This window comes from Deinococcus metalli (genome assembly GCF_014201805.1).
In the GTDB taxonomy this organism is placed as follows: Bacteria; Deinococcota; Deinococci; order Deinococcales; family Deinococcaceae; genus Deinococcus; species Deinococcus metalli.
In genome coordinates, this window is sequence record NZ_JACHFK010000018.1 from 20149 (window position 1) to 38468 (window position 18320).

Annotated in this window: 16 protein-coding genes; 12 read left to right on the forward strand and 4 right to left on the reverse strand. The window is 69.1% G+C overall.

All coding sequences use genetic code 11. The features are described 5' to 3' along the window. Positions 1 to 116 precede the first annotated feature (116 nt). From HNQ07_RS22195 to HNQ07_RS22210, 4 genes are all read left to right on the forward strand, one after another. Complete coding sequence (locus tag HNQ07_RS22195; RefSeq protein WP_184115901.1) at positions 117 to 410, forward strand: type IIL restriction-modification enzyme MmeI; 294 nt, start codon at positions 117 to 119, stop codon at positions 408 to 410. Beyond that, positions 383 to 607, forward strand: a complete 225-nt coding sequence (locus HNQ07_RS22200) for an SOS response-associated peptidase family protein (protein WP_184115903.1) — start codon at positions 383 to 385, stop codon at positions 605 to 607. Before HNQ07_RS22195 ends, HNQ07_RS22200 begins: the two co-directional genes overlap by 28 nt. Further along, entirely contained in the window at positions 607 to 1035 is a 429-nt protein-coding gene (locus HNQ07_RS22205) for a hypothetical protein (protein ID WP_184115905.1), read from the forward strand. The genes HNQ07_RS22200 and HNQ07_RS22205 overlap by 1 nt, the downstream gene beginning before the upstream one ends. A gap of 294 nt (positions 1036 to 1329) precedes the next feature. Then, positions 1330 to 2310, forward strand: coding sequence for an aldo/keto reductase (locus HNQ07_RS22210; RefSeq protein ID WP_184115907.1), 981 nt, complete (start codon positions 1330 to 1332; stop codon positions 2308 to 2310). 685 nt (positions 2311 to 2995) lie between these two features. On the opposite strand, the gene HNQ07_RS22215 is transcribed toward HNQ07_RS22210, so the two are convergent. Both HNQ07_RS22215 and HNQ07_RS22220 read right to left on the reverse strand, forming a co-directional pair. Continuing rightward, positions 2996 to 3613 carry a hypothetical protein gene (locus tag HNQ07_RS22215; protein WP_184115909.1) on the reverse strand — a complete coding sequence of 206 codons (618 nt, stop codon included), beginning with the start codon at positions 3611 to 3613 and terminating at the stop codon, positions 2996 to 2998. A 331-nt stretch (positions 3614 to 3944) separates the two neighbouring features. After that, complete coding sequence (locus tag HNQ07_RS22220) at positions 3945 to 4841, reverse strand: hypothetical protein (protein ID WP_184115911.1); 897 nt, start codon at positions 4839 to 4841, stop codon at positions 3945 to 3947. A gap of 255 nt (positions 4842 to 5096) precedes the next feature. Here HNQ07_RS22220 and HNQ07_RS22225 point away from each other — a divergent pair, with 255 nt between their 5' ends. From HNQ07_RS22225 to HNQ07_RS22245, 5 genes are all read left to right on the forward strand, one after another. Next, positions 5097 to 5705 (forward strand): hypothetical protein, encoded by a 609-nt coding sequence (locus HNQ07_RS22225; protein WP_184115913.1) that lies wholly within the window; start codon positions 5097 to 5099, stop codon positions 5703 to 5705. A gap of 709 nt (positions 5706 to 6414) precedes the next feature. Next, entirely contained in the window at positions 6415 to 8553 is a 2139-nt protein-coding gene (locus HNQ07_RS22230; protein WP_184115915.1) for a DEAD/DEAH box helicase family protein, read from the forward strand. A 926-nt stretch (positions 8554 to 9479) separates the two neighbouring features. Then, entirely contained in the window at positions 9480 to 10916 is a 1437-nt protein-coding gene (locus tag HNQ07_RS22235; RefSeq protein ID WP_184115917.1) for a zinc ribbon domain-containing protein, read from the forward strand. Then, positions 10913 to 11839, forward strand: coding sequence for a phage NrS-1 polymerase family protein (locus tag HNQ07_RS22240; protein ID WP_184115919.1), 927 nt, complete (start codon positions 10913 to 10915; stop codon positions 11837 to 11839). The genes HNQ07_RS22235 and HNQ07_RS22240 overlap by 4 nt, the downstream gene beginning before the upstream one ends. Continuing rightward, a complete protein-coding gene (locus HNQ07_RS22245) occupies positions 11836 to 12561 on the forward strand; it encodes a hypothetical protein (RefSeq protein ID WP_184115921.1) in 726 nt (241 codons plus the stop codon). The genes HNQ07_RS22240 and HNQ07_RS22245 overlap by 4 nt, the downstream gene beginning before the upstream one ends. 61 nt (positions 12562 to 12622) lie before the next feature. On the opposite strand, the gene HNQ07_RS22250 is transcribed toward HNQ07_RS22245, so the two are convergent. Continuing rightward, on the reverse strand, positions 12623 to 12922 hold the full coding sequence (locus HNQ07_RS22250; protein WP_184115923.1) for a hypothetical protein: 300 nt from the start codon (positions 12920 to 12922) through the stop codon (positions 12623 to 12625). 167 nt (positions 12923 to 13089) lie between these two features. Between HNQ07_RS22250 and HNQ07_RS22255 the strand changes: the two genes are divergently transcribed. The 3 genes from HNQ07_RS22255 to HNQ07_RS22265 all read left to right on the forward strand — a co-directional run bounded on the left by HNQ07_RS22255 (position 13090) and on the right by HNQ07_RS22265 (position 16262). Next, positions 13090 to 14040: a tyrosine-type recombinase/integrase gene (locus HNQ07_RS22255; RefSeq protein WP_184115925.1), complete on the forward strand. Its 951-nt coding sequence runs from the start codon at positions 13090 to 13092 to the stop codon at positions 14038 to 14040. Between the two features lie 196 nt (positions 14041 to 14236). After that, positions 14237 to 15223 carry a DNA-binding protein gene (locus HNQ07_RS22260; RefSeq protein WP_229832317.1) on the forward strand — a complete coding sequence of 329 codons (987 nt, stop codon included), beginning with the start codon at positions 14237 to 14239 and terminating at the stop codon, positions 15221 to 15223. 160 nt (positions 15224 to 15383) lie between these two features. After that, positions 15384 to 16262, forward strand: coding sequence for a hypothetical protein (locus HNQ07_RS22265; RefSeq protein WP_184115929.1), 879 nt, complete (start codon positions 15384 to 15386; stop codon positions 16260 to 16262). A gap of 10 nt (positions 16263 to 16272) precedes the next feature. Here the strand turns inward: HNQ07_RS22265 and HNQ07_RS22270 are convergent, their stop codons facing one another. Further along, entirely contained in the window at positions 16273 to 18297 is a 2025-nt protein-coding gene (locus HNQ07_RS22270) for a hypothetical protein (RefSeq protein WP_184115931.1), read from the reverse strand. Positions 18298 to 18320: the final 23 nt, after the last annotated feature.

Below are 18320 nucleotides of genomic sequence, written 5' to 3' on the forward strand. Positions count from 1 at the left end.
CGGTGAGCTGACCCTCCTCAGGGACACGGCACGGGCGCCCTCAGCCTGCCCAGAATCTGCGTGCCAGCGCGACATGTGCGCCCTGACCGGGGCGCGTGGTGCGCCATACTGCCGGAGTGAACCCCGCCGAATTCGCCGCCAAGTGGCGGGAGCTGGCCCCGAAAGTGACGGAACGGGCCGCCTACCAGGAGCACTTCCGTGACCTGTGTGCCCTGGTCGGTCAGCCCACGCCCAGCAGCGACACCACCGGGCAGGACTACGCCTTTGAGAAGCACGTGCAGAAGGTCGGCACGGACGACAGCGGCTTCGCGGACGTGTTCAAGCGCGGCCACTTCGCCATGGAGTACAAGCGCAAGGGCGCAAGGACGGCAAGCCGCTGCTGGTGGCGGGGCTGTGGAACCGCACGGTGACGCCGGACGGACTACTGGAGAGCTGCACGATCATCACGCGTCCACCCACGCCGGATCTGGTGGACGTGCACGACCGCATGCCAGCGCTGTTGCTGAGCAAGGACATCGTGGCCTGGCTGGACGCCCCGCCGGCCCAGGCCCGCACCGCCGCCCTGACCAGCTGGCAGCCGCGGATCCTGACCGTCACGCCCGCCTGATGGGCCGTGACCGGATTCGGCGGGGCAGCCCGGAGGCGGCGCAGCTTGAGGCCGTGCAGCGGGTACGCGCCCTGGAGCTTCACAACGCGCGAGTGCAGCGCACCATCCTGGAACACGAACTCCTGATGGCCCTGGCAGCGGGCGGGGTGGCCGCACATGCGCTGTGGCAGGCCCGACGCAGGGAATTGGTGGCCCTGGGCCTGATGGCGGCCGACGTGGTGATCACACCCAGCGCGTGGACGCCGCAGCCGCCCCCAGCGCCCTATCAGGAACCCCTGCCGCCTACGCCCACGGCCGTCGAGGCCGCGCGGGTGGCCGCTGAGCTGCTGGCCGAACGTCCAGCCATGACCCGTGAGGATCACGTCGCCCTGGGGGTCTACATCGCCCGCCTGCGCGCGCTGCACCAGGAGCTGGGGTGGGAGGAGTAGCGTTCCTGACAGGGCAGGTGCACACTGCGGGAACCCGCTTCCGAGCCCTTGCCACGCGTGGTGGGCCATGCAGGGAAGCAGCGCCGCGGAGAAGCCGGGCACGCGGTCATGGGCAGGGCGGCCCCCAGCAGGCCGAGTAGACTGCCGCGCCGCCCCCCGCACCACCTCAACCCCATGCGTCTCGTGCTGCGCCACCTCCTGGCGGCCTGAGCTCCCCCACCACCCGGTAAGCTCGTAGGACACCACCCAGCGACGTGCCCGCGCAGGAGCTTCCCAGGGCACAGGAGATGAAGCATGCAGCACCGCACACTTGGTCAGGATCACCTGGACGTGTCCGCCCTCGGTCTTGGGTGCATGGGCCTGAACTACCACCGGGGCACCACCCTCCCCGAAGGGGAGGCCATCCAGTTCCTCCGCACCGCCGTCGAACTGGGCGTGACCTTTTTTGATACTGCGGAAGCCTACGGCCCCTACACCAACGAAGCCCTGGTGGGTGAAGCGCTCGCCCCCTACCGGGATCAGGTGGTCATCGCCACCAAGTTCGCCAACGAGTACGACGCGGAAGGCAACCACGTGGGCCTGAACAGCCGTCCCGAGCACATCCGGCAGGTCATCGAGGGTTCTCTTCAGCGCCTCCGCACGGATCACATCGACCTGTACTACCAGCACCGCGTCGACCCCACCGTGCCCATCGAGGACGTGGCCGGCACCGTGAAGGATCTGATCCAGGAGGGGAAGGTCAGGCACTTCGGGCTGTCCGAGGCGGGGGCGGACATCATCCGGCGTGCCCACGCGGTGCAGCCAGTGACGGCCCTGCAAAGTGAATACTCCATCTGGTGGCGCGAGATTGAGCACAACGGGGTGATGCAGGCGCTGGATGAGCTGGGGATCGGCCTGGTGCCGTACAGTCCCCTCGGGCGGGGCTTCCTGACGGGCAGCATCACGGAAACCAGTGCGTTTGGGGCGGATGACAACCGCAGTACGCTGCCGCGCTTCGCCCCGGAAGCCATCAAGGCCAACCTGGAACTGGTGGCGCTCCTGCGGGAGATTGCGGAGCGTAAGAATGCGAGCCTGGCCCAGATTGCACTGGCGTGGTTGCTGGCCAAGCGGCCGTGGATCGTGCCGATTCCGGGAACGACGAAGCGCCACCGCCTGGAGGAGAATCTGGGGGCCGTGAGCGTGGATCTGACGGCGGCAGACCTGACTGACATTGAGCGGGCAGCGGCGGCTGTGCAGATTCAGGGTGACCGGTATCCCGGCGAGGTGAAGGCATAGGGCGGGCGCTGAGGGTTCAGCGGCTGAAGCCACCTCCCACAGCATCCCAGTCCCGCAAGCCGCCCAAAGGCGTGGTGGACACGGACGCGTCCATGCAGCCGTATACCAGCGTGGCCATGATCGCGGCCGTCATGCCGGGTCGCACTCTGGTGCAGGCGGTCACTGTGCGTGACCAACCGCAAGCGGAACTCCTGGCCGTTGAACTCGCGGTACTGCATGCGCCCGTCCACGAGCCCCTGCGCCTATGCGTGGATTGCCGCAATCCCTTCCTCACACAGTCCGGCGGGGAGCCGGGTTCCTGCGTGCTGCGCCACATGACGCTGGCCGCCCTGGGGCTGGGCCGCACGCCCGCTCCCCGAGCGCCACATCGCCTTCGTGCGCGCCCTGGCGTTGCTCGCGGGACACCCCGAGTCCAGCCTGCGCCGGCAGGGTGTTGGGCCCGCGGTGCTGGCTGGACTCGGGGATCGGCTGCTGGCGAGCGTCGACCCCGATGGTCTCGAGACCCGGCTCACGCTGGGGCGGCCATGGCGAGTCGGCTGCCCACAGCCTCCTGAATACCGCGCGTGGCGCCGCCGGCAGGGACTGTGGTCTGGCTGGCCCGCATGACCGGGTGATTCGGGGGAGGTCTGAAGAAATGAGCCGCGCGCCGGCCCAGCTGCCGGCGCGCGGAGTGAACCCGTCGAGCTCAGAAGGTCTGGTACCACGGCCGCCGCGCCGAGACCTGCGCACAGCGGGCCTCAACGTACTGACCCACCCGGCACAGCCGATCCCCCGGCAGCGTACGGAGATCCGCCGTCACCAGGTCGCCGGCCGCGGGATTGTCGTTTGCCCCCACGAGCGCGAGCCGGCCCAGATCCGCGTCCGTGAGCTGCTCCTGGTACCGGACGAGGTGATCCACCTGTTCCAGCCAGTACAGCTGGACGTCCGCATGGCTGCACGCGGCCACGAGGTCCGGATCATGGGCATCAAGCTGGCCACCGGCCAACCAGGCGCTCAGCACCGGGGCCAGCTGCACCTGGGCGCTGTGGGGCTTTCCCAGGTCGTTCATGAGCGTCCGCAGGCCGTAGGGCACGTCGGGGATACGGTGCCGCAGCATGGTGCCGTGCTGGTGATCCACGAGCGTGGGGATACGCGCGTGTGCCAGCGCCGCGAGCAGCCGGTCGGTGGTCGCCGTCGCCTCGGCCAGCACGGCCGCCCGGCTCGGCCGGCCGCGGGAACGGTTCACCCGCGTTCTGCCGGTGGTCTGTCGCACGATCACCACCACCGGCCCCTGCGAGCCGTCGAGCACGGTACCGGTGTCCACGGCAGTCCACCTGTGTGTGGGCCGCCGGCGTTCCCACATCGGGTGGTGTGCCGAGCTGAGATAGACCGAGCCCGATTCACCACGGAGACTGATGGTGGGGCCGGTCAGCCAAAACCCGTGTGCATCCAGGGCGGTGAATAGGGCCACCTCGGAGCCGGTGGTGGCCAGGGCCGCGGGTGAAGCCGACAGGGGAGCCATGTGGTTCGGCGGGGTGGGAAGGATCGTCATGGATACCTCGTGGGCGGCGAGTGGGCCTGAGTGTGGTGTGGTGAGGCGGCGGACTCGACGATGAGTGGGCGTGGTCAGGACGTCCTGACCACGCCCGGGGCGGTCAGGGCCGGCCGAACCCACCGGTCGGCGCCAGCACCAGATCGTGTTCCTGCTGCCGCAGGGCCGCCAGCTGAGTGGTGAGGCGATTGCGGTGGTTGAGCTGCTGACGCACGTTCCAGGCCTGGCGGCTGAGGGTCTCCGTGATCACCGTCGGGTGCACGCAGGTCGTCACCCCAGAATCGGCAACCCGCACCTCGAGGCCCGGGAACATCAGCTCCGCGACCGCCTGGAACTGCTCGTAAAAGTCGTCGCGATCCTCCACCCGGTGGGTACCGACGTCCTTGGTGGGGAGCACGCAGGTCTGCCCGGTGTAGGTGCGCTCGGTTGGCCACTGACCGGCGCGCACGGCGGCCACGAACCGTTGCACCCCGTCGCCGCCGCAGTAGTGCTGGAACCCGCCCCACTCGAAGGTGCCCTCCGGCCCGAGGAGCTCATTGATGGCCGCGTGCGCCTCCACGTCGGTCATGCGGGCGAGCCGCCACGCCAGGCCGGAGAACAGCTCGGGCGCCGTCCAGGGCTGGATGTGCTTGGCCGGGTCGAGTTCGGTGACCAGCAGCGCCTGTTCCACCTGCAGGCTGGTCACCTGGGCGAACCGCGCGAGCTCGCCCGTGCTCCACCGGCTGAGCAGCTGCAGTGCCTTGATCTGGGGCCCGTGCGTCGTCAGCACGCCCTCCAGGGCGGCGTCGGTCATGAAATCGCCCAGGTTGTGCGTCACGAGCAGCGTCGCGGTAGGGTCGGCCTCGTCGTCCCCGGACAGCACCTGGACGCCGTGCATGTCGATGATGAGCTGGCGATACAGCGCATACGGAGTCATGGCGCGGCGCAGGTGCCGGGTCAGCGTCAGGGCGGCCGGCAGGGCGGTCGGGAGGTGGAGGGGGCTGGGCAGCGAGGGTCGCATCCCCATAGCCTGGCAGGGGGGGGGGTCGATCAAACCGGCCGTCGACCTGGAACCTCAGTCGGCCTCGGGTGGCCAGTGCTGGGCGGGCCACGTCAGCTGGCCGCGTTCATCCCGCTGGGGGAGACCGTTGGCTTCGCGCACGAGTCGATGGCAGTCAGCGTGGCGAGATCCGTGAGGGCATGACCGCAACTGTGATGTGTCCCGCGGCGCGGATCCGTCGACGTCAGCGAAGGGGTGGGTGCCAGGATCTGGGGCATGACGGTGACCTCCCTTGATCTCATTCGTGTTCGGCTCGTGGCGCAGATGGCGCAGGGCCTGTGCCCCGTGCCGGGTCTGCTGCACGCCCTGGACAACCTCGAGCCCCTGCCGACCATGCTGCCGGCCCGCCCCCTCGACCGCGCGGCGTGGCTGCGCACCATCGTCGTGCCCGCGCTGGCCGAGCGGCTGCGCGAGGGAGAGACTCCGGCGGCCGTCGCGACCGACTATGCGGCGTGCGTTGCCGGTGACGTGGCCACCATGCTCTGTCTGGAGAACCCGCTGATCAGCCGCGGCTACATCGCCGTGGTCTATCCCGAGATGCGGGAGGTGCTGAGCTGGAACGACGACGCGCTGTGCGCGGTGGTGGCCGTCCAGGAGCGCGCGCTCGCCACCGCGATCCACTACCACGCAGGGATTTACCTTGACCACCCCACCCTGGTGAGGTCGCTGATCTGGGAGCTGAGGAGCGTCGTGCGGTGCCTCGCACCCCTCGTGCGGCAACCGGCGCGGGTGCGCCCCGTGCTGATCGCGGACGTGGTGCTGACGCCGGTGATCCACGCGCTCGAGGTGCTCGTGCAGGATCTGGCGACGCTGAAACGCCCCTGAGATCGCGAGCGCAGCGCCGCGCTGCGGCTCGCTCGCTGCACCAGGTCACGTCTTCGGAGCCGACTCGGATCAGTGACAGCCTGCGAGGACAACGCGCGTGATCGCGCAGGGGGGCGCGCCCGATGGCCAGCATGCAACGTCGGGCGTGCCCCTGTGGTGGTTACGGAAGTGTGCTGGATCCGTTCAATCACGTGGGGACGCCAGAGGTGGGTGCGGTGGGCGCCGTCCGATCGAGGGGCAGTGAGGCCTCCAGGGGTACGGGGCGGGCTGGGCGCGCTCGAGGAATCCCGGGGACTGGGCACGCCGTGGCGTCGTGGCCAAACCGGCGCGGAATCGGGCCGTTCAGTGCCCGGTGGACTGGCCTGACGGGGCTCAGATGCCCACAGGCGGGCGGTCACGGGCGTCGTGCTCGCAGGGCTCAGGGCGACTGGACAGTGCCGGCCAGCCGTTCACGGTGGCGTACTCGGTCAGTCGATCGGCAGCATGTTCGAAGTTGAGCGCTGCGTGCTCCCACAGGCCTGGCCCTGGGTCACACAACCTGTACATCGTTCCAGCTCGAACGTCACACCTGCACCCGACTCGAACGTCACGCTCAGTGCACGTGCTATCCACATAGATGCACTCCGGAGAATTCTGGAATAGCGAAAATCCACTGTGCCACACGGCCTCTGTCGATGTCGCGCTCGTCTCTGTTGTAGAGTGCCCGGCAGTGTCCGGAATCCAGAAGCAGGTGACGCAGGTGGTGATGGAGGCGATGGCAGCCGGGCCGGGGGTGACGGTGATCCGTGCGGCCCCCGGCAGCGGCAAGACTGCGGGCGCCGTGCGGGCCATCGTGGAGCGGCTTCAGGATCCGCCGGCGCGCATCGTGTGGGCGGTGCGGGAGACGGTCGCCATAAGGAAAGGGCCAACTGAGAAACGAAAAAGGCCGGCTGGGCAATCGCTCGCGAGCCAGACGGTCGCCGCCCTGAATCAGGCGGCGGGGCATGAGTGTGCGCAGATCATCCTGGGCCAACAGCACCTGTCCGAAAAGGCGTACCTCGCGCAGTTCCGGTGGCCGCTCCCCGTGGCGGTCGTCTCACACGCCCACTTGCCGCTGATCCTGCAGTCGGGGCTTGAGGGATCGATCACCCAGCTGCGCGCCGCCCAAGCGATCATCGTTGATGAAGACCCACTCGGGGCGCTCACGCTTCACGGTGGCCTGCAGCCGGGCGGGCTGCGCTCCCTGCCGCTCAGGCGAGTGGTCGGCATCCTGGACGCGGTCACAGCGACCGCGGCGGATCGCGCCGCGGTCGCCAGGCTCGCCCGGATAGAGTTCGGCTGGTCGGCGGCGGACGTCTCCCTCGCGCACCAGGTGCAGGAATTCGGGGTGTTCCCGCCAGGTCAGTCCCCCACTGAGTCGGGATTGCGTGGCGCCGGGTTCTGGCAAGCGGCGGCGCCGGCGCTGGCCCTGCTCAAGACGTCCTGCGCCGCGCGGAATCAGCTGGAGGACGCCCTCGCGGTCCACCTGCGGCCTGGTTCTGCGAACGACCCACTCGGTGCCGGCGCGCGTCAGGCCGTCGCCGACTTCGTGGTGCGAGAGCTGCTGGCCGACCTTGTCGCCTGGGAAGCCGGAACGGTGACGACGCGCTACGGGCTGGTGTGGAAGGGCGGCGCTGCAGCGACCTACGGCAAGAGCCTGGCGTGGGATCTGCTGCAGCGCGTGCATGTCGACCGGCCCGTCATTGTCCTAGATGCCTATGCCGATGAGGCCCAGTACCGGGCGGTTTTTGGTGACATGGTACAGATCGTCGACGTCGGGCACCGACCGCCCCTGCACGTGGAGCTCGCCCCCGGCCTGGCGCTGGAGCCGGCCCGCCTGGAGTCCCGCAAGGCGCGGCTGGTGGCCCAGGAGGTGCAGGCCCATGCCGCGCGCAGCCCACAGGGTCAACTCCTGCTGGTCCCCAAGGACGTTGTGCCGTCGGTGAAGGGTCTGCTCGCTGAGGCAGCCACGCTGGCCGGTGCGCCGGCCGCTGACGTGGCCGTCACCCACTGGTACAGCGGCCGCGGCGTCAATCATTTTCACGGCCGCGACGTGCGGGCCCTGACCCTGCCGCATCTGCCGCTCAGCCACGAGGTCTGCACGCTGAGCGCGCTTTACCCGCTGGCCGCGCAGGCACCGGAGCGCCGGGCCCTGCACAGGCACCATGAGCGTGCCGAACTGCTGCAGCTGCTTCATCGGGGCCGGCAGGGCCAGCATCCCCCTGGGGCCGCGCCGCGCGCGATCTTGCACGGCCTACCGTGCGCCCTGTGCCCGCGTGCGGCCCGGACGGCGTGCCGCGTGCAGGCGGAGGTTCACCCGCAGCCCTGTACCCAGTGGGACGGCGGAATCACCGTCAGCCCGTATCACGCGGCGGTGCCGGTCAAGGCGCTGAGCCGCAACCCCACCGCACGCGCCACCCTGGCGGCTGTGGCCCGAGATCTCCACCTGCTGTGCGGGGGCGTGCCGTTGCTGGCGTTGCAGGCGATCGGACTGGTGCCGTCGCAGGCTGGGCTGGATCCAGCCCAGCTTTACCGCGCGACCCAGATTCTGCTGCGCCACGCCACGCGGAAAGACTTACAAACCCTCGCGGCGTGGCGCGCCCGTTGGCTGGCGCAGAGCGGCCCCCATGAGCGGCGCCGGCTGCAGGTGTGGCCTGGAACGTCGCAGCTCAGGGACAACTCACACCGGCTGGTCGAGGAGGTGCTGTGTGCTGCGCCCTGGGCGTGGCAGCGCTGGCGGATCGCCCGGCCGCCGCGCCGGTCGCCCCACGTGGTCTGGGCCGTGGACGAGACACAAGCGGATCGTGCGCTGACGGTGGTGGCGCCCTGACCCCAGGAATGAGGGGGGCACGCGGGGCCGTTCGTGTGACCTGAACCGCGTCACCCCACACCGGATGACCCGGTGGCCGTCACCCCACGGCACGCGACCCGACCACCGTCACCCCAGACCAGAGGGAGTGACGGGAAGCACCCCACATCGCGCCCCCTGTCGATCCGACCCCAGGGCAGGGCACCCGTCGGTCTCGACCCCACACCTCGTGACCCGGTCGACCTGCGCACGTGACGTGACCTTCCACCCCACCGCGGCATCACTGCGGGGGTGCGGGGCGGCCTGGGTTTCGCCCTCTGACGGGGTCGGATTTCGGGCGGCCTGATGCGGTCAAAAATCATCGGGCGCGGGTGGCGCATTGTCAGAACAGTCCTAGACATCGGTTTTTTGTTCGCTAAGTGAAAACGCCGTGCTGGTCGGCATTAAAACGCAACATGTGATCCATGTTTCTTTTCGTGTTCGCTAAGGAATCTCGGCCCAAGTTCAGGCAGATTTCGGCCCGATTTTGCACCCGTTTCAGGCCCTGCTTCCAGACCCAGGTGTCCAAGTGCGGCGCGACTGCGGCACGACTGCGCACGCCAGGGCACCTGCTGAGAAATCGCTTCGCGTGACCCCCGCACGACGACCCCAGGTGGCAAGGGGTGATCGCAACTGCGCAGGACAACGAACCCTGCGGGCGTCACCCCACTCGACGTGACCCGCTCGAGAATTCATTGGAATGCGAAACCGCATGGACACGGGGAGGGGATGGGAACACATCACCCCACCTCAGGGCACCTGAGGGTGAGCACCCCACTGCCGGGGAACCCAGGAGGAATCGCGCAAAACAGCTCCAAGGGCACCCAAGGAACAGGGGCAACATCGGCAGCAACCTCAACCAGGGCAAGGGGCCCTGGCGGCCAGGAACGCAACCGATCAGGAGGAGCATGCCCCCACCCGATCCGCACATCCATCTTCGACACCCGCTGTATCCCACCCCCACGCAACAGCGCGAACTGGACGCCCTCTGGGCACTCGCCCGACAGATCTGGCGTGTCCTCGCGGTGCACGCGCGACTGGAGGCGGACGGCCAGCCGCAGTCCCTGCAGGAGGTCGCGGCGCTCGTCGTGGCCGGGGCCATGCCACCCACCAGTCGGGCCGCGCGATCCGTTCCACGGCGCACCACGGCCGAGCGGCGCAATGAACTCGAGGCGGTCGCGCGCGCGCTGGGCTGGCGGGCGCATCTCGGCAGCAGCACGCTCGACGGTCTCGTCCAGGCATTCGGCCGCAGTGTGCGCGCTCTGGGTCACGTCGCCGATCCGGCGTGCATCTCGTTAAACCCGCCAGAGACCTTTGCGCTGACGTACCGTGGGCTCGCGCGGCCTGTGGACGACCTGCATGTCGAGATTGCGGGCATCTCGGGGCTGGTGCTCGCCCCGGTGTATCTGATGCCCGGGCCGGCCAGGCTCGCCGTGCACGCGTGGCAGAACGCCTTCTTCGCCAGCCTCAGCACCACCCGGAGCGACCTCGAGGCCGCGCTGCTGACCGGCGACACTGACGCCGGTGCCCGGTACCTCGCTCACCTGGCCAGGTACGGCCCGCTGGAGCTCCATCTGGCCGCGGCGAGATCCACTCCGGCGCTGGGATCGCCGATCACCCTGCACCTGGCCCAGGGCGTGCAACTCCACCGCAGCGTGGCCGGCGACGAGATCAGCTGGGCGTTCCAGCTCACCCACCTCTCGCCACCCCGCCACCAGGCGCTGCTCGCGATCGATCCCGGGCAGCGGGCCCTGTGGACGTGGATCACCGCTCACCACGGCCAGGGCCAGGTGCCCAATCCGCTGGCCCAGACGCACCCGTGGCAGCCAGGGCTCCCGACGCCGCCAGACGGCCTCGTCCGGCGATCCCATGACCTGCGGTACGCCCATGTGCGCCGTCACCAGCTGCTGTACGCCACCCAGCTGCAGCCGCGTCTCGAGCGCGCCCTGGCCCACTTCCTGACGTTCGCGGGCGTCGCCATCGAGGACACGGCGCTCGCCCGCATGGCCCAGCGCGGCCTGGACTACGCCCCGTTCGTGGCCTTCAGTGGGACGCGCCAGTACGAACGGTTCCTGACCGATCTGGCGCAGCACGATCCGGCGCGCCGGATCGCGGTCTGGGTGCCCCCGGAGGGCACCTCGGTGGACTGCTCGGTCTGTGGCCTGCCCGACGCCATGCGCTACTGGCGCCGGGTGGGTCGGTGTCGCGGCTGTGGTGTGCGACTGGACCGTGACGTCAACGGTGCGCGCAACATCTACCAGCGCGCCGCCGCGATGTGGCCGGTGACGACGCTCCCGTGGGTGCCGGCCGCCCTACCGAGGCCACGGCGCCGGGGGACGCGGTGACGGTGATCCAAACGGCACACGCCGACCACCTCGCGGCGTCCTGGCCGGCCGACCTGCGTGGGGTTCGGGCCTACCTGCCGTACCGGTTCGTGACCCGCACGTCGGGCCGGCTGGGCAAGCGCCCGTGTTCTGCCCATGGCCGCTGGGTCGATCCGTTCGACCGGCAGTATCACCTGGGGTTCGGTCAGGCGCTGGACGTGTTGCGCCAGGGCGGGTGCGACGGGGTCGGCATCGTGCTGGCGATGGAGCCGTGGCGTGCTGGCCTCCCCCTGGTGGCCATCGACCTCGACGGCGTGGTGAGCGGTGGGGAAGTTCATCCGGCGGCCCGCGAACTCGTGGCGCGTCTGGACAGCTACACCGAGCTCAGCGTCTCGGGGACGGGGCTGCATGTCCTGGTCGCGGGGGAGGTGCCCCTGGCGGGTCGGCGCGGTCACATCAAAGACTTGGAGGTGGAGGTGATCACCTGTGGGTATGTGGCGGTCACCGGCCTGCGGCTGCCCGGCACGCCAGCCACGCTCAACGTTCGCTCCAGGGAACTGGCCGAACTTCATCAGACCCTGTTTCAGGCCCCGACTCCACCCGTCCGTACGGTGGCTGTTGGCGTGCTGGACGATGAGCTCGTGCTCCAGCGCGCCCGCGCCGCCCGCAATGGGCGCCGATTCGCGGCGCTGTTCGACAGGGGAGACCTGTCGTCCCACGGTGACGACGCCAGTCGAGGTGATCTCGCCCTCCTCGCCATGCTGCGCTGGTACACGCTGGATCCTGTACAGCTGCACCGGCTGTGGGCGCGCAGCGCCCTGCACCGCCCTGAACGCTGGGCCCGGCCCGCCCACCGCGACGGACGGGATTACGCCACCGTCACCGTCGCCCGCGCGCTCGCGTTCAGCGGGCGTGTTCGTTCATCCCACAAAGGACAGCCATGACCCTTCCCTCGACCCCGCCCACCGTCACCGTCCCCCTTCACCCCACCACTGAACAGACCAGGCGGCTCGTCTCTATGGGCGAACGGCTGAACACCCTCCGCACCTGGTGTTACGCCCAGGCGGTCGGACATGTGCCGCCCGGTACCACCCTGGCTGAACTGGCGTACGGCGCTCCGGCCACCTCGAACGCCGTGAATGACGAGGTGGCCGCGCTGCTGCTGCTGTCGTCGTTTACAGATCTCCCGGCCGATGTGCTCGTCGAGACGATCACTGAGACTTGGCGGGCGATCCACGAAGAGCGCCAGCAGACAGGTCGCCTACGGCCGTATTCGCACGTGTGGGAGCGCTACGACATCACCATTGCTGGCCCTGCTTGGGTGAGCGTGTGGACGCCCGAGCTTGTCACCTTGGCCGGGGTGGACGGTGCGGTGGAGGCGGAATTGACCCACCACACGGTGCCGCCTGCGGTGGTGCAGGGCTGGCGGAACGAGCGGCTGGCGTGGTGCGCGTGGGCGCAGGGCACCACGATCCGGCTCCGCGGGGCTCAGCTGGCGAGGTACCGCCAGGATCTGCGTCGGCACCGGGAAGCGGGGGAGACCCTGCCGTCGGTGGCGGAACTCCAGCAGGCCTGGGCCGCGGTGCCGGGCGTGGGTGGTCGGGCCCAGCTGCCGGGCGTGGCGCGGGTGGAACAGCTGGAGAGCGGGTGGTGGCTGACGCTCTGAGCGCGCTGAGCAGATCGGCGGCGCGTGTGTCGGTACGAATGCACAGATGACCTGGCGTTGTTCACGCCAGCGCGTTGAATACGTCGCGCAGCATCAGGCTGGACAGGAGGCCCAGGGCACACACGGGGAGCAGGTCGCGCAGCGAACGGTCGGTGAGGGCGAACAGGCCAGCACCGACCAGGCACAGTCCGAGGAGCGGCGTCAGCACCCACGCGCAGAGGTCCGCCGCCAGAGTGGCCAGAAGCCCCAGGCCCCCGGGTGTTGTCGGGGCGACCAGGTGCAGCAGTGCGTAGAGCGGTGCGACGGTCTGAACGCACGCGAGCGCCTCGCGTTTCAGGCGATCGGTGGACACGTCGGGCACATCCGGCCATTGAAACGGTGGGTGGGGGCCTCGAGGTGACATGACCCTATCGGAGCACAACAGGCGGGGGCGTGTCGGTTCGGCCCGACATTCCCCCTGGGGATTCAGTCCCGGCGCCACCCAGGGGGAGGCAAACCCCCCGACAAGACCTGTTATCATGGGGGTAAATGACCGTCAGCACAGCGATCGAACTGTACCGGGGTGACCTCGTCGGCCGGGCGGCCCAGGTCGCTTCCCTGCACCGGGATGAATTGAAGCGGCGCGCCGTCGAAGCGGCACGGGATAAAAATGTGGCGGCGCTGTGGGTGATCACCGAGGCCCACCTGACGTCGTACGGCACCACCGGGGCGCGGATCAGTCCGCATACCCTCCGCGTGTACCGGGAAGCCGTCCAGGCCTTCGTGGCCCATGCCGCCGACCAGGCGGTGAGTCTGCTGAACCCGGATCGCACCGTGGGGCCGCTGTACCTGAGGCGCCTGGAGGCGGCGGGCAGGTCGCCCGCCACCGTGCGCGTCAAGCTTGCTGGCGCGCGGGCACTGTACCGGGCACTGCGCTGGGCTGGGGCCACGGACGTCGACCCATTCATCGATGCCCAGGCGGCCCGTGACCTCACCCCCGCGTGGGACAAGCGGCAGCCCTACAGCGAGGACGAAGTGCAGCGCCTGCTGAGGGCCGCCGATCCCCGCATGCAGGCCCTGCTGCTGCTGTGTGCCCATGCGGGTCTGCGGATTTCCGAGGCACTCGCCCTGACCTGGGCCGACGTCGACCTGGGCGCGCGGGTGGTCACCGTCATCAACGGCAAGGGACGCAAATCTCGGCGTGTGAACATGTCCCGGTCGCTGGTCGATGCGCTCGAAACGCTGGGTTCCGGAACGGGCCCCGTCATCGGCGGCGGGGCGGACGCGGCCCGTGAGCGGCTCGGCTGGGTGTGTCGGCGCGCCCACGTCGAGCCGCGCGGCTATCACGCCCTGCGCCATTACGCTGGTACCCGCCTGCTGCGCGAGGGCCAGAGTCTGGATGCTGCGGCCCGTCACCTGGGGCACGCCAGCATTGAGACCACCCGCATCTACGCCAAATGGGCCGACGATGGTCTGAAGAGCGTGCTGAGCAGCTGGTAACCGTTCGTCGTGTAGACGGAGGCTGAATCACGAGCGGTCTGTGCGTCCAGGGTGTGGCGTGGGCTCGGCCCACGCCACATTCACTTGCCTTGTTCTGTCCTGACATGACGTACGATATTACGTATATTACGTTATATGTAATTATTTTATGCTATGCTATGAGCAGGAGGTATTGATGGGACGACTAGGTGTGACGATGGAGGATGTGGCCCCGGTGGCCGAGGCGCTGCATGCGCAGGGACAACGTGTGACGGCCGCGACCGTTCGCAGCGTCCTGGGGACGGGATCGCTGACCACACTGACCACGCTGGTGCGTGAGTGGGAGACCACCCAGGCGGCGTCTCAGGCACAGGCCACGGCGGCCGTCGCGCCGTCCCCGCTTCCGCCTCAGGTGGCGCAGGTGCTGGAGCGTGCCACGCAGGACATCTGGGCGATGGCCTGTGAGGTGGCAGATCAACGCCTCCAGGGCGAGCGGGATCATCACCTCCAGCAACTGGCGGAGGCCATGGCCGCTCAGACCGAAGCCGCAGCGTTCAGCGATACCGTTGTGGCGCAGGTCGAGGACTTGACGGCGCGCATCACCGAACTGAACGACCAACTGGCGGCGGCTCTACAGCGTGAGGAGCAGGGAGCGGTTGAGCGCGCCGTGGTGGTGCAGGAACTGGCCGCGGCTCGTGAGGCGTTGCAGGGGGCGACGACCCGGGTTGCCGGTTTGGAGGCGCATACCGCTGACCTCAACACTGAACTCCAGCGGCTGCATGAGGCCCAGCGGGTCGAACGTGAGCAGCTCGCGGCGGAGCGTGAGATGGAGCGGCAGCAGCACGCGGCCGCGCTCGAGCGTGTCACCCAGGCTGCCGACGACCGTGTGGCCATCGAACATGCCCGGGCCGCATCGCTGGAGTTCGAGCTGCGATCGGCCCGGGAAACCCACGACGCTGCTGTCACCGAGATGCGGGGGCAGCTCGAGCTGGCCGTCCGTGAGGGCGCACAGGCCCAGGGCGCAGCGACCGACCTGCGGACACAACTGGCGGCCCAGACGCAACTGCTCGCGCAGGCGATGGCGCACCGCCCCGATGGACAGGGCACTCAAGCGGCCGACACTCCCCGTGCCCCCACCGATACGGCCAAGCCAGCGCCTGCGCCGAAACGTCCGCCCACGCGCAAACGCCCTCCGAAAGCCTGAGGACAAGGAAAATCCGAGGACTCTGATCATGGCCATGGGTCGCAAGCCCGCCCCGTTAAAGACTCCACGGCCAGAAGCCGGCCCCCGCATGCGCTGGCACGCTGGAAAGCAGGTCAGCACCCGTAGCCTCCGGGAGTCGCGTACGCTGCAGGAACCACCCGTGACCACCACCATCCCCAGGAGACGCATGACGCGACAGCACCTGATCCTCACCACCCTGCTGCTGTGCAGTCCGCTCACCACCGCACCGGCACGCGGCGAGACAGCTGCCTTCGACCTGTCCGCCCTGAATCCCTTCTCGTACCCGGAAGGTGGCCTGGTCAAGCACACGCCAGGCGTGCGGGAGATGCTGATTCAGGTCGATGCCTTCGACAGCCGCGCGGATATTACCCAGTCGGCGTATAGCGTGGACGTGACTGTGAACGAGAACAACACGTCGCTCACCCTCTCGTACCAGCAGGCGACGCGGGCGGTCATGACGGCCACGGTCACGCCCGGCAAGCGGCAGATCGTCCTGCAGGAGGACTGGCTGGAGGACGAGACCCTGCACCGGGTACACAGCACCAAGCGCTTCAACGCCGCGGGCTGCAACCTCTCGACGACCGACCTGTTCTGGGATGCGCCGCTCGTGGTGGGCCTGCCACCGGTCACCCGCCCGCCGGCGACGAAACGCGAGCATCAGACCTTCTGCGATGCGCGGGGACGTCCGACAAAGCTCATCGCACAGATCTTTTCCCCGGCCAGTACCGGCAAGCCGTTCACGCAGGTGAGCACGTGGACATGGAAGGATACGCAGCAGGCCGTGGTGGAAACCGGATGGGAGAGCGAGTCCAAGCGCTTTTTCGATGCGCGTGGCAACCCCGTGACGGAGTTCGTGAGCGCACCGGCTGAGCGTTCCGAGATCAAGACCACCTACGTATACGACGCGAAGGGCAACTGGGTGAAGCGGGTCGTGACCGTCCGAGACGGGCCAGAAGAGGCCAAAAGTCTGCCGGTGGTGGCCACGGAGACCACGACCCGCGATATCACCTACTGGTGATCGACAGCGATCACAGTAGGGCGATCCAAAGGACATCCAAGCCCTGGTGCAGGGTCCCTGTGTCTACGTAAGCCTGGTAGGCCGCCGGGAAGGTCGTGTGCAGCCAGCCGTACCCCTTCTGCGCGAGCGCTCCCTGGAGGAACGAGACGCCGAGCTCGCCGAACAGGCGGTGGAGGGCGGCGGCGTACCGGACGGGAGTGCGGGGCTCATCCCCAGGTACGGTGAAGGCAGGTGGCTCCAGCAGGGTCTTCGCCTCGAAGACCATCAGGGCGGCCACGAGCACCTGCACCTGCTCGGACGTCAGGGAACCCGTGCCCTGGTGAACGGCCCGGCTGGCCAGCCTGCGGTAGGTCTGCGGGATCAGGTGGCTCAGTCCGCGCCCCCACGCTGCTTGCAGGGCCGTCCTCTGGGCCTGTAGGAGAACCACACTGGGGGCAGGCACGGGGACTGCTGTACGTGCGGCCCGATCCGTGGTGGAAATGCTGGCCGCGCCGATCTTGGCCGGTGAGGGTGTGACCGCGGGCGTGGCGTTGCCTGGACGCTTCGCCCGCCCTGACAGACGTGCGGTCACCGGCGGACGTGCGAGCTCGCGCAGCCGGATCACCCGCTCGGCCTCCGCTTCTGCTCGGGTGGGCTGCAAGGCGCGTGCCACGATCTCCCGGTCATTCACCCGCTGGCCGGCCTCATATCGGTGCCACTCCCTGCTGAGGTGGCCGACCACTTCGGCCTGGCGTGACGGGTTGAGCAGCATCCGGGCCCGGCTGAACTTCATCTCCTGGCCCAGCAGGAGGGCCACCAGCGTGAGGAAGCGCTCTGGCGTGCGCAGCCCGGGATCCAGTGGCGGATTGGCGCGGCAGTCCAGCGTCCGGCAGACCGCCGCGTAATCATCGGCGCGCAGCCGTCCATCCCCGAAGGCGTGCTGGAGACGCTGCCACACCTCGTCCGGGAGGACAGCCTGCAGGCCGCGGTTCCACGCCCGCGCTTCTCGCAGCTGGGGATCATCCCGGACGTTCAGCACTTCCAGGCCGGTCTCGACATCGATGCGCCGCGCCGGAGCCAGCGGTGGGAGCCGTCCGAGGAGCCTCGGTGGAGCGCCGAGCGTTCGAAGCTGCGCACGCATGGCGCCGTCCCTGACCAGCCCCTGAAGGAGCGTGAGGTCGTCCAGCCGGAAGGGGCGACGGCCCTGGATGGTCTCCTTCAGGAACGCCCGCGTGTCGTCCTCCAGGGTCAGGGTGGGTTCGATGTCCTGCCAGTGCCCCACGAGGACGTTGAGGCGGTGCGTCCGGAGGTAGGCCTCCCAGTCGTCGGTCGTCATGCGGTTCCCAGCCCCGGCCTGGCGTCGCCCCTGGGTGGCCTTCGGGCGGGCGAGCGCCGGCGTGCTCGGTTGAAAGGCCGAAGGAGCAGGAACGGCCGGGAGCCGCGAGGCGTCAGGTGATGTAGAGGCCGTCCTGGCCTGACGTTCGGCGGTCAGGGTCTGCAAGCGCTTGTGAAGGGACAGCGTCAGCGGCTTCTGCCTGGCCTGGAGCGTGGCCAGGGCCTCACGGACGTCCTTTGGAAGGTCGGTGGTGCCGGCCATGGCGGTGAGCACCCAGTCGAGGCCCTGGCGGCGCAGGTACTCCCGCCAGTTGCCGGCGGCCGTCAGCAGGGCCTGCTGGGACAGCGTCTGGGTCCGGGCGTGGTGGGCCCGCACCTGGGCGGCCAGGTCGGTGCCGATCCGTCGCGCCGCGTCCTCGCCGAGCACCCTCACGAACACGCAGGAGCTGCCCACCGGCCCGACGACCTCTCCACTCAAGGTCGTCACGCGGAATTCGTACCGCAGGTGATGCCCGGAGCCGGGTGGACACAGGATGCAGGTCAGATAGGGCTGCCGGGTGCCGTGGTCGATGACGTGCAGCCCAGTCCACAGGTCGAAGGCCTGCGGCTCGTCGTGACCCAGCACGGTCACGGTCGGGTGCCGTTGTCCCTGCGCGGTGAGGTGATCCTGCACCTGCCCGAGGATCATGCGGGCGGCGGGGACGTGCGCGAGGAGGTACATGTGGCTGCATCCAGTGTAGGTGT

Coding starts and splice junctions, on each gene's coding strand:
- HNQ07_RS22260 (WP_229832317.1), top strand. CDS start 14,237: ATGGAGGATGTGGCCCCGGTGGCCGAGGCGCTGCATGCGCAGGGACAA.
- HNQ07_RS22235 (WP_184115917.1), top strand. CDS start 9,480: ATGCCCCCACCCGATCCGCACATCCATCTTCGACACCCGCTGTATCCC.
- HNQ07_RS22225 (WP_184115913.1), top strand. CDS start 5,097: ATGACGGTGACCTCCCTTGATCTCATTCGTGTTCGGCTCGTGGCGCAG.
- HNQ07_RS22270 (WP_184115931.1), bottom strand. CDS start 18,297: ATGTACCTCCTCGCGCACGTCCCCGCCGCCCGCATGATCCTCGGGCAG.
- HNQ07_RS22255 (WP_184115925.1), top strand. CDS start 13,090: ATGACCGTCAGCACAGCGATCGAACTGTACCGGGGTGACCTCGTCGGC.
- HNQ07_RS22220 (WP_184115911.1), bottom strand. CDS start 4,841: ATGCGACCCTCGCTGCCCAGCCCCCTCCACCTCCCGACCGCCCTGCCG.
- HNQ07_RS22245 (WP_184115921.1), top strand. CDS start 11,836: ATGACCCTTCCCTCGACCCCGCCCACCGTCACCGTCCCCCTTCACCCC.
- HNQ07_RS22210 (WP_184115907.1), top strand. CDS start 1,330: ATGCAGCACCGCACACTTGGTCAGGATCACCTGGACGTGTCCGCCCTC.
- HNQ07_RS22205 (WP_184115905.1), top strand. CDS start 607: ATGGGCCGTGACCGGATTCGGCGGGGCAGCCCGGAGGCGGCGCAGCTT.